The following is an 11623-nucleotide window of genomic DNA, read 5'->3' on the forward strand; positions in this document are numbered from 1 at the left end:
AAATCTATTGACATAAAAGAAAAATAGTTATATAATTGAATACCACTTAAAATATAAGTAGTCTAAATTTCGGAGATATAAAAATGGCAGGTAATAAAGTAAAAACCGAGCAAATACATTTACAATGCACAGAATGTAAAAGAAAAAATTATATAACAACTAAAAATAAACAAAATGTTCAAGAAAAATTAGAATTAAAAAAATATTGCCCTCATGATAGAAAACACACTATCCACAGAGAATTGAAAGTTTCAAGATAATTTTTTATATATTTGGGTCAGTAGTTCAATTGGTAGAGCACCGGTCTCCAAAACCGGGTGTTGCAGGTTCGACTCCTGTCTGACCTGATTTTTTACTTAATTTAATATTAAAATTTAAGGTATTGTATATGGCAGAGAAGAAAAAGAACAAATTATTTAATTCTTTAGAAGAGATAAAAAAAGAGCTTTTTGAGAGAAGTGTATGGCCTACTCGTCAAGAGGTTCTTAATCAGACAGTTGTTGTTGTGATTTTGCTTATTTTGTCTGCTGCTTTTTTGGGTGCTGCAGATTATATAGTAACATTTCTAACTAGGGCTTTATTAGATGGTTCTATATTATCTTCTATAGCTTCATCAAAAATAGCTTTGGTTTTAATACTTCTTGTTGTGGTATTATTTGTGGTTTATTTCGCTATACGATACATTAGAAAAAATAGATATAGTAGGTGATGTATGTCTGAAGAAATGACTAGAGATTATAGATGGTATATAGTTCACACTCAGCATGGTTATGAAAATAAAGTTCGTGAACGTTTAGAAAAAAGAATTAAAGAAAATGGTATGTCTGATTTGGTAGTAGACATATATATACCTTCTGAAACTGTACAAAAAAATAAAAATGGTAAAAAAGTAACTAAAGAAGAGTTCTTTTACCCTGGTTATGTTTTAGTTAAGATGGTAATGAATGATGCTACACAATCTATGGTAAGAAGAACACCAGGGGTAGCAGGATTTATAGGAAGTCATGCTACAACTAAAGAGGAAGGTAATATAATTCCAACTCCATTAAGTGAGGCTGATGTTGCTCGTATATTTGAAGACAGAGAAGCTAAAAACAAAAACGATATTAATGAGCTTATAGGAATGGAATTTGAAATAGGGGAGAAGGTACAAGTTATAGACGGACCTTTCAATGGTTTAAATGGCTTAATAGAAAATATTAATGCTGATAAGGGTAAGGTTACAGTAAAAATAGAGATATTCGGAAGAAGCACCCCAACAGAATTAGACTTTAATAAAGTAAAGAAATTATAATAAAAAGAGGTAGTAAAAATGGCTAAAAGAGTAGTTGGTATTGTAAAGGTTAGAATACCCGGCGGAGAGGCAACTCCTGCTCCACCACTTGGACCTGCATTAGGTCAGAAACAAATACAAATAGCCGCTTTCGTTAAAGATTTTAATGCTAAAACATCTAAAATGAAAGGTCAGCTATTAAACACTTATATAACAGTGTATGAAGATAAAACTTATACATTTGTTACTAAAGGTACATCAACTTCTACTTTAATTAAGAAGAAATTGGGTATTGAAAAAGGTTCTGGTGAGCCTAACAAAACTAAAGTTGCAACAATCAATCAAAAGCAGCTTGAAGAAATAGCTCAAGAGAAAATGGCTTATATGTCAGCTAATGATATAGAAGCAGCAAAGAAAATAGTTGCGGGTACAGCTCGTGCTATGGGTATTAAAGTAGAATAATTATTAATTAAAAATAGGCAACACCATTTATAAATAATAAATGGAAGTACGCGTTTGAAAAAAGGAAAGAAAAGATGGCAACAAAAGAAAAGAAAATAGGTGGCAAACGTTACGACGCTATAAGAAAGACAGTAGAGAAATTATCACTCTATTCTGTAGAAGAGGCTATTGATTTAGCTAAGAAAAATGCTACCTGTAAATTTGATGAAACTATTGAGGTTACAATCAACCTTAATATCTTACCAAAACACACAATAAGAGATACATTATCATTCCCTAATGCTTTCGGTAAAGAAAAAAGAGTAGTAGTATTTGCTCAAGGTGAGAAAGCAGATGAGGCAAAAAATGCTGGTGCTATGGAAGTAGGTTTTGAAGATTTAATAAGCAAAATTAAAGGCGGATATACTGACTTTGATGTTGCAATATCTACACCAGACTTGATGAAAGAAGTAGGTAAATTAGGACAGATTCTTGGTAGAAAAGGACTTATGCCTAACCCTAAAACAGGAACAGTTACACTTGATATAGCTCAGGCAGTAAAAAGCTTTAAAGCTGGAAGAATGGAATACAGAGCAGATAAATTCGGTGTTGTAAGAATGGCTATAGGTAAAGCATCTATGGACGTTAATAAATTAAATGAAAACTTCAGAGCTTTTTATGATGAGATATTAAGAAAGAAACCATCAGACTTAAAAGGTGATTATATAAAAAGCGTTGGTGTAACATCAACAATGGGTGTTGGTATAAAAATAGATTATAAAAAGATAAAACTATAATTAGCTGATAAACATTTTTATAAACGAAGTCGTATTTTGTGATCCCATTATATGAATAGCTTTATAGAGATTGTTTAATATAAATAGAAGAAGGTGGATATATGCCTAATAAGAAAAATATAGAAACAGTTGCAGCTCTTAAAGAAAGTATGGGCAGTTGTGCTGGTTTAGTATTCTTCGATTATAGAGGAGTAACAGTATCACAGCTTACAGATTTAAGACGCGAATTAGCAAAAACTTCTTCTTCAATGAAAATATGCAAAAACTCATTAGTAGACATTGCTTTGAAAGATTTAGGCAGAGAAGTAAAAGATGAGATGTTTATTAACCCAACAGCAGTTGTATTTGCAAAAGAAGATATGCCTTCAGCTGCTAAGGTTATAAGTGAAGCCGCAAAAAAGAATGATAAAATCAAAATAAAAGGCGGTTATATGGGTGAGGATTTATTAGACCCTGCTAATGTACAGGTTGTAGCTAATATACCTCCAAGAGAAGTTCTACTTTCTCATCTTGTTACAGCACTCGAGTCTCCTATATCAAGTTTTGCAAACAGCTTGCAAAGCGTTATATCAGAGCTTGCTTATGTGCTTGACAGCGTTGAAGAGGAAAAAAAGAAATCAGCATAATATGTTAATATGTTGATATTAAATTAAAAAACAAGAAATTAAAGAAAACATTTAAGGAGAATAAAAATGGCTTTAAGTAAAGAAGAAATATTACAAGCAATAGAAGAAATGAAAGTTATCGAGCTTCATGAATTAGTAGAAGCTATAAAAGAAAAATTTAACGTAACAGCAGCTATGCCAGTAGCAGCAGTAGCAGCAGCTCCAGCAGCAGGCGGTGCAGCAGCAGCAGCTGATGAAGAGAAAAACGAATTTGACATCATTCTTACAGGTTTTGATGCAGCTCAAAAAATTGCTCTTATTAAAGAAGTTAGAGCAGTTAGCGGTTTAGGCTTAAAAGAAGCTAAAGACGCTGTAGAAAAAGGCGGCGAAACAATTAAATCTGGCGTTTCTAAAGATGAAGCAGCAGCTATCAAAAAACAATTAGAAGCAGCTGGTGGTAAAGTTGAAATTAAATAATATCATTAATATTTGATTATATTTAAGAAGGGTATGATATGTTTTCTACCCTTCTTATTAGCGTATCTTAAGAAAATAAAAAATAATAATATATAATAACTGTTATAAATATAGTGGAGATCTTTAAATATGTCTAATAACATTCAGATAGATAATAAAGTATATAAGGAACGCGGAGTAGAATTCGCAAAAAAATACAGAATGGAGAATGGCCGTGTAAACTTTTCACGTTCGGCTTCTGTGATAGAGCCTCCAGATCTCCTCGCTATACAAAAAGAATCTTATGAAAGCTTCCTTCAGAAAGATGTTCCTGAAAATAAAAGAAAAAATGAAGGCTTACAAGAGGTTTTAACTTCTATATTCCCTATAGTGGCAACTAATGAAAAAATGCAAATAGAGTTTATTTCTTATTCTATAGGTGAGCCTAAAATATCTGAGAAAGAAGCTAGAAGAAGAGATAAAACTTATGCTTATCAATTCAAAATAAAAGTACAATTAACTGTAAGAGACCCAGAAAGAATAATAGAACAAGAAATTTTTGTTGGTGAAATACCTGCTATGACAGATAGAGGTACATTCATTATTAACGGTGCTGAGAGGGTTGTTGTTTCTCAGATTCATAGGTCTCCTGGTGTTGTATTTAACCGTAGTGATAGAGATGCTATGTTTGTAGCTAAGATTATTCCTGATAGGGGTACTTGGCTTGAGTTTGAACTTGATACCAAAAAAGATATAATGTATGTAAGAATTGACAGAAAGAAAAAACTTCCTGTTACAGTATTTTTAAGAGCTATTGGTATCACAACTAATGAAGAAATTTTAAAATTATTCTATGAAATAGATAAAATATCTTTGGCTAAACTTTCTGATGAAGAGAAAAAAGCAGCACTTATAGGAAGACGCTCATATTCAACAGTATTTGATAAAGAAAACCCAGAAGAAATCATCTTAAACCCAGGCGAGCTTATTAACCAAAACTTGGCAGAAAGACTTTTGATGAGCGGTATAGATGAAATTGAAGTATTAAATATGGAGGCAATAAAAGACAATGTTACTATAATTAATACTTTAGATAAAGACACTACAAAAAATCAGAAAGAAGCTTGTACAAAGATTTATAATGTAATAAGACCAGGTGAACCTGCTTTAATTGAGAACGTTGTAAAAACTTGTAATGATTTAGTATTTGACCCTAAACTTTATGCTTTAGGTGATGTTGGACGTTACAAAATAAACAAGAGATTAAACTTCCCAGAAAGCGAGCAGGATAAGGTTTTAAGACATAAAGATATAATAGAGACAATTCGCTTTTTAATAAAAGTTTTCATAAATGAAGAGCAATTAGATGATATAGACCATTTAGGCAACAGACGTATAAGAAGCGTTGGTGAATTATTGGCTATGCAGATAAAAACAGGCTTTACAAGAATGGAGAGAGCAGCTAAAGAGAGAATGCAAATGCAGGACATGGAAGCTGTAACTCCTCAATCACTTGTAAGCATAAAAGTAATACAAGCAGTAATTAAAGAGTTTTATGGTACAAGCCAATTATCTCAGTTCATGGACCAAAACAATCCATTATCAGAGATTACACACAAAAGAAGACTTAATGCTTTAGGTCCCGGAGGTCTTACAAGAGATAGGGCTGGTTTTGAGGTTCGTGACGTACACCATACTCACTACGGTAAGATATGTCCTATTGAAACTCCTGAAGGTCCAAACATTGGTCTTATAGTTTCACTTGCTACATACGCTAAAATAAATAAACATGGATTCTTAGAGACTCCATATAGAAAAGTTGTTAATGGTAAAGTAACTGATGAGATAGAATATTTAACAGCACATGATGAAGAACGTTATCATATTGCTGATGCTAATGCTCCTTTAAATGAAGATGGAACATTCAAAGAAAATCTTATTTCTACAAGATATAGAAGTGAATTCCCATATTCTACACCAGATCAAGTACAGTATATGGACGTTTCACCTCAGCAGATTGTTTCACTTTCAAGCTCACTTATTCCATTCTTAGAGCATGACGATGCTAACAGAGCTTTGATGGGTTCAAACATGCAACGTCAAAGTGTACCTCTTTTATTCCCAGAATCACCTATAGTTGGTACTGGAGTAGAAGCAAAAATCTGTCAGCCTGGCACAGGAATAGCAGTTCATGCAAAAAGAGCTGGTAAGGTTATAAAAGTAGTTCATGATGAAATAGTTATTAAACCTACTAAACAAAACAGCGATGATGATTATGATGTTTATGAACTTATAAAATATCAAAGAACTAACCAAGATACTAATTATCATCAAAGACCTGTAGTTAATGTAGGGGACACTGTTAAAGCTGGCGGTCTTTTAGCTGACGGTCCTGCTACAGACCATGGTGAATTGGCACTTGGAAGAAACGTTTTAGCAGCATTCATGATTTTTGAAGGCTACAACTTCGAGGACGCTATTCTTTTAAGCAAAAGATTAGTACAAGAAGATGTATTTACTTCAATTCATATAGAAGAGTTTTCAGTTGAAGCTCGTGAGACAAAATTAGATAAAGAAAATATTACTAGAGATATACCAAATGTACCAGATTCTGCATTCAAAAATCTCGATGAGAGAGGTATTGTAAGAATAGGTGCTAAAGTAAAAGCTGGAGATATATTAGTTGGTAAAGTAACTCCTAAAGGTGAAACAGAGGTTACTCCAGAATACAGACTTCTTCATTCAATATTTGGTGAGAAGTCAAGAGATGTAAAAGATACTTCTTTAAGAGTTCCTCATGGTAAAGACGGTACAGTTATAGATGTAAGAGTTTATAGCAGAGAAAACGGCGATGAATTAAAGCCTGGCGTTGAGGAAGTAGTAAAAGTATTCTTAGCTAAGAAACGTATAATACAAGAAGGCGATAAAATGGCTGGTCGTCACGGTAACAAAGGGGTTGTTGCTAGAATAATGCCTATAGAGGATATGCCTTATTTAGAGGACGGTACTCCTGTAGATATTTGTTTGAACCCTCTTGGTGTACCTTCTCGTATGAACATTGGTCAGGTAATTGAGATGTTGCTTGGTTGGACTGGTCATAAGATGGGCTTAAAATATGCTTGTCCTGTATTTGAAGGTCCTAAAGAAGATGAATTAAAAGAGGCTATGATATCAGCTGGTTTAAATCCTACTGGTAAAGTAAAACTATTTGACGGTAGAACAGGCGAGCCTTTCAAAAATGATGTAGCAGTAGGATACATGTATATGCTTAAACTTAACCACTTGGTTGAAGATAAGGTTCACGCTAGAAGTACTGGTCCTTACTCACTTGTTACTCAGCAGCCTTTGGGCGGTAAATCACAATTCGGTGGTCAGCGTTTAGGAGAGATGGAAGTGTGGGCATTAGAGGCTTATGGAGCTGCAAATATGCTTCAAGAGTTCTTAACTGTTAAATCTGATGATATGACAGGTCGTGCTAGAATATATGAATCTATTGTTAAAGGTGATGTTATATCTTCTCCAGGTATACCTGAAAGCTTTAACGTATTGGTTCAAGAGCTTAGAGGCTTAGGTCTTAATATCACTATTCACGATGAAGAGGGCAATCAGCTTCCTTCTACTGAAAAAGAATTAAAGAAAAAAACTAAAAAACAAACTAAGATTTTTAAATAATTAGGAGAAGTTTAATGCAATTTACAAACTTTGACCAAATAAAAATAGGTATAGCAAGTCCTCAGGTTATGAGAGAGTGGAGTTATGGCGAAGTTAAAAAACCAGAAACTATCAACTACAGAACTTTAAGACCTGAGAGAGATGGGCTTTTTTGTGAGAAGATATTTGGAACTACTAAAGAATATGAGTGTTATTGCGGTAAGTTTAAAAGCAAACGTTATAAAGGTGTTGTTTGTGATAAGTGTGGAGTTGAAGTTACACATTTCAAAGTAAGACGTGAGAGAATGGGTCATATAGAGTTAGCTGCTCCTGTTGCTCATATTTGGTATTATAGAAACACTCCTTCTAGAATTGGACTTCTTCTAAACATGAATATATCTCATTTAAGAAGCGTACTTTATTTTGAGAGATATGTTGTTATTGATGCGGGTGATAGTGATTATTCTAAGGGTGATTTGCTTACTGAAGATGAATATAATGAAGCTTTAGATAGATATGGGGACAATATTCGTATTGGTATAGGTGCTGAAGGTATACGTGATATGCTTAAAGACCTTGATATGGACGAAGAAATCAGAAAGCTTAGAGAAGAGATGATTAAAAAGGGTGAGAAATCTGACAGAAGACTTAGAAAGCGTCTTGAGATTTTTGAAGATTTCAAATCATCAGGCAATGACCCTACTTGGATGATACTTGATGTTGTACCTGTTATTCCGCCAGAATTAAGACCTATGGTTCAGCTTGATGGTGGAAGATTCGCTACTTCAGATTTGAATGACCTTTATAGAAGAGTTATAAATAGAAATATTCGTTTAAGGAGATTATTAGTTTTAAGAGCTCCTGATATTATTATAAGAAACGAAAAAAGAATGTTGCAAGAGGCTGTTGATGCTTTATTTGATAACAGCAAGAGAAAAAAAGTTGTAAAAGGACCTGGAAATAGAGCTTTGAAATCACTTTCAGATATGTTAAAAGGTAAGCAAGGTCGTTTCCGTCAAAACCTTTTAGGTAAACGTGTTGACTATTCAGGACGTTCAGTTATTGTTGCCGGTCCTAGACTTAAAATGCATCAATGTGGTCTTCCTAAAAAAATGGCTGTTGAATTATTTAAGCCATTTATAATGAAAAAATTAGTTGAGATTAATTCTGCTCATAACATAAAATCTGCAAAAAGATTTGTAGAAGAAGGCAGAGAAGAAGTTTGGGGAGTATTAGAAGAGATTGCTAAAGAGCATCCTGTACTTTTAAACCGTGCTCCGACACTTCACAGACTTGGTATTCAGGCTTTTGAACCTGTGCTTGTTGAAGGAAAAGCAATTCAGCTTCACCCACTTGTTTGTCACGCTTATAATGCTGACTTCGACGGTGACCAGATGGCAGTTCACACTCCGCTTTCTGCAGAATCACAAATTGAAGCTTGGACTTTAATGCTTGCTCCTCATAACATATTAAACCCTGCTAATGGTGAGCCTATTGTTAACCCTACTCAGGATATAGTTCTTGGTATTAGTTATTTAACTAAATTAAGAAGTGGTATGAAGGGTGAAAATAAAGTATTTGCTTCTCCTGAAGATGCTTTACTTGCTTATGATAGTAATTTGATTGAGCTTGAAGCTAGAATTAAAGTTCTTATGAAAGATAAAGACGGAGAAGAGAAATTTGTTGAAACTTCTGTTGGAAGAATTAAGTTTAATCAAGTGATACCTGAGGACTTTAGATTCCAAAACAGAGATTTCGGAAGTAAAGATTTAGCTAAATTTATTCATGAAGTATATTTAAAACACGGTACTGCTACTACTGTTAATATGCTTGATGATATTAAAGAGCTTGGTTATCAAAGTGCTACAGTATTTGGTTCTACAATATCTGTATCTGATATACTTATTCCTCCAATGAAAAAACATGAAATTGAAGAGGCTACTAAACAGGTAGAACAGCTTAGAGACCAGTACATGAACGGTATTATTACAGATGATGAGAGAAGCCAGAAGGTAAAAGACTTGTGGACTGCTGTAGAGGGTAGAATCACTGACGCTATGATGGATAACTTGAGACAAGACCAAGACGGATTTAACCCTATATACATAATGGCAGAGTCTGGAGCTAGAGGTTCTAAGCAGCAGATAAGACAGCTTGCTAGTATGCGTGGACTAATGGCTAAGCCTAATGGTGATATTATAGAGCTTCCTATTATTTCAAACTTCAAAGAGGGTCTTACTGTACAAGAGTACTTTATCTCTACTCACGGTGCTAGAAAAGGTCTTGCTGATACTGCATTAAAAACTTCTAGTGCTGGTTATCTTACTAGAAAATTGGTTGACGTTGCTATTGGGGTTGTTGTTTCAGAGCATGACTGCGGTACTGTTAAGGGTATTGAGATTGAGCCTATTAAAGAATACGATGAGATTAAAAAATCATTAAAAGAGAGAGTTGTTGGTTTCTTCAGTAATGAACATATTTATCACCCTCAAACTAAAGAGCTTATATGTGAGGCTAATACTGAGATTACAGAAGAGATTGCTGATAGAATAGAGCAGGCTGGCATAGAGAAAATAAGAATAAGACACCCTCTTACTTGTGAAAGCAGAATGGGTGTTTGTCAGAAATGTTATGGTAGAAGCTTATCTACTAACACACTTGCTTCTATTGGTGAGGCTGTTGGTGTTGTGGCAGCTCAAAGTATTGGTCAGCCTGGTACACAGCTTACAATGAGAACATTCCACATCGGTGGTGTTGCTACTCAGTCTGTTGAAGAAAATGAAGTTAAACTTAACTATCCTATATATATTGAGCAGTTCTCTAACTATGTTGTACAACCTAACGGTGTTAAAATTACAGCAAGAAATGGTGAGCTTTTAATAAGACGTGTACTTAACAAATGGGAAAAAAGCTCTATAAAAGATATATTAAAAGAAAACAATGCAAAAGTGCTTATAGGGGACGTTATTGCTACTACAAAAGATGGTGAAGATATAAAAGCTACACATAATGGTACTTTGAAAATCACTAGCGATAATAAATATGTAATGATTACAGGTGCTAAGCATAATATACCTATTAAAGTAGGTAGTGAATATAGAGTTAATGAGAATGTATTTATTGATGCTAATACAGTAATTGCTAGCTTCGATGGTTATAATGAACCTATAATATCTGAAAAAGCTGGTATAGTAAGATATCAAGACATCATTACTGGCAGAACTATGGTTGAGGCTATAGACGAGCAAACTGGTAACGTTACTAAGATTATTCAAGAGTTTAAAGATGCTAGTATGCAGCCTAAAATACTCATTGTTGATGGTGATGATATTTTTGAAACTGATATACCTAATGGTGCTCAGCTTATGGTTGAAAACAACCAGAAAGTTGAAGTGGGTGAGGTTATAGCTAAAACTACTCGCGTACAACAGAAAAGTAATGACATTACAGGTGGTTTGCCTCGTGTACAAGAGTTGCTTGAGGCTCAAAAACCTAAGGATACTGCTATTATTGCTGGTATTGACGGTGAGGTTGAAATTGGCGGTTCTCATAAAGGTAAAAAAGTAGTTAAAATTAGAAACGAGTTTGATGAAACTAAACACTTAGTTCCTCATGGTAAAAAATTATTAGTAAGAAATGGGGACTATGTTAAAACTGGTACTCAATTATGTGATGGTAAGATTAACCCTCATGATATATTGGAAACTCAGGGTGATTTGGCTTTACAAACTTATTTGCTTGAAGAGATACAGAGCGTTTATAATAAGCAGGGTGTAGGTATTAACGACAAGCACTTCGCTTTAATTATTAGACAGATGCTTAGAAGACTTGAGATTATTGACCCAGGCGATACTAAATATATTGTTGGTCAGTATGTTGATAAATATGAGTTTGAAGAAGAAAACAGGCGCTATGAAGAGGCTGGCGGTTCTCCTGCAAGCGGTAAGCCTGTACTTCTTGGTTTAACTAAAGCTGCTCTTAATACTGAAAGCTTTATATCTTCTGCTTCATTCCAAGAGACTACTAAAGTATTGACTAATGCTGCTATTAAAGGTAAAGTTGATAAGTTACTTGGATTAAAAGAAAACGTTATTATCGGACATCTTATACCTGCTGGTACTGGTGTTAAACTTTATAACAAATTACATGTTTACAACAAAGAAAGCGGTGATATGAGTAATGATAATGATATAGATTCTTCAGCTAAAGAAGAAGATGTAATGCAAATTACAGTTTGATAAAAAAGTAAGATTAGTAAATTAATAAGCGATAGTACAAATTGTATTATCGCTTATTTATACGCAAGTAACTATATTTTCTATATAAGGTTTATTTTCTTCAAGTTTTTCCCGCCGCTATGCTCTGCGGATTTCGTCAAAGTTTTTACCCTACGGGTACGC

Annotated in this window: 9 protein-coding genes and 1 tRNA gene; all 10 read left to right on the forward strand. The window is 33.9% G+C overall.

The window, feature by feature from the left end; all coding sequences use genetic code 11:
• Positions 1 to 83 precede the first annotated feature (83 nt).
• The 10 genes from rpmG to rpoC all read left to right on the forward strand — a co-directional run bounded on the left by rpmG (position 84) and on the right by rpoC (position 11461).
• Complete coding sequence (gene rpmG, locus E6A48_RS00505) at positions 84 to 260, forward strand: 50S ribosomal protein L33 (RefSeq protein WP_013244490.1); 177 nt, start codon at positions 84 to 86, stop codon at positions 258 to 260.
• A gap of 14 nt (positions 261 to 274) precedes the next feature.
• Positions 275 to 347 (forward strand) — tRNA-Trp (locus E6A48_RS00510).
• 41 nt (positions 348 to 388) lie between these two features.
• The gene (gene secE / locus E6A48_RS00515; protein ID WP_013244491.1) at positions 389 to 709 is read left to right on the forward strand and encodes a preprotein translocase subunit SecE; all 321 of its coding nucleotides are present in this window, start codon (positions 389 to 391) and stop codon (positions 707 to 709) included.
• Between the two features lie 3 nt (positions 710 to 712).
• On the forward strand, positions 713 to 1294 hold the full coding sequence (nusG, locus tag E6A48_RS00520; RefSeq protein WP_013244492.1) for a transcription termination/antitermination protein NusG: 582 nt from the start codon (positions 713 to 715) through the stop codon (positions 1292 to 1294).
• An 18-nt stretch (positions 1295 to 1312) separates the two neighbouring features.
• On the forward strand, positions 1313 to 1735 hold the full coding sequence (rplK, locus tag E6A48_RS00525; protein WP_013244493.1) for a 50S ribosomal protein L11: 423 nt from the start codon (positions 1313 to 1315) through the stop codon (positions 1733 to 1735).
• Positions 1736 to 1809: 74 nt separating this feature from the next.
• The gene (gene rplA / locus E6A48_RS00530) at positions 1810 to 2511 is read left to right on the forward strand and encodes a 50S ribosomal protein L1 (RefSeq protein ID WP_013244494.1); all 702 of its coding nucleotides are present in this window, start codon (positions 1810 to 1812) and stop codon (positions 2509 to 2511) included.
• A 101-nt stretch (positions 2512 to 2612) separates the two neighbouring features.
• Complete coding sequence (gene rplJ / locus E6A48_RS00535) at positions 2613 to 3137, forward strand: 50S ribosomal protein L10 (RefSeq protein ID WP_013244495.1); 525 nt, start codon at positions 2613 to 2615, stop codon at positions 3135 to 3137.
• Positions 3138 to 3203: 66 nt separating this feature from the next.
• Entirely contained in the window at positions 3204 to 3593 is a 390-nt protein-coding gene (rplL, locus tag E6A48_RS00540) for a 50S ribosomal protein L7/L12 (protein WP_219708090.1), read from the forward strand.
• 129 nt (positions 3594 to 3722) lie between these two features.
• Positions 3723 to 7244 carry a DNA-directed RNA polymerase subunit beta gene (gene rpoB / locus E6A48_RS00545; RefSeq protein ID WP_013244497.1) on the forward strand — a complete coding sequence of 1174 codons (3522 nt, stop codon included), beginning with the start codon at positions 3723 to 3725 and terminating at the stop codon, positions 7242 to 7244.
• 14 nt (positions 7245 to 7258) lie between these two features.
• A complete protein-coding gene (rpoC, locus tag E6A48_RS00550; RefSeq protein ID WP_219708091.1) occupies positions 7259 to 11461 on the forward strand; it encodes a DNA-directed RNA polymerase subunit beta' in 4203 nt (1400 codons plus the stop codon).
• Positions 11462 to 11623: the final 162 nt, after the last annotated feature.

This window comes from Brachyspira pilosicoli (assembly GCF_019402445.1).
Classification (GTDB): Bacteria; Spirochaetota; Brachyspiria; order Brachyspirales; family Brachyspiraceae; genus Brachyspira; species Brachyspira pilosicoli_B.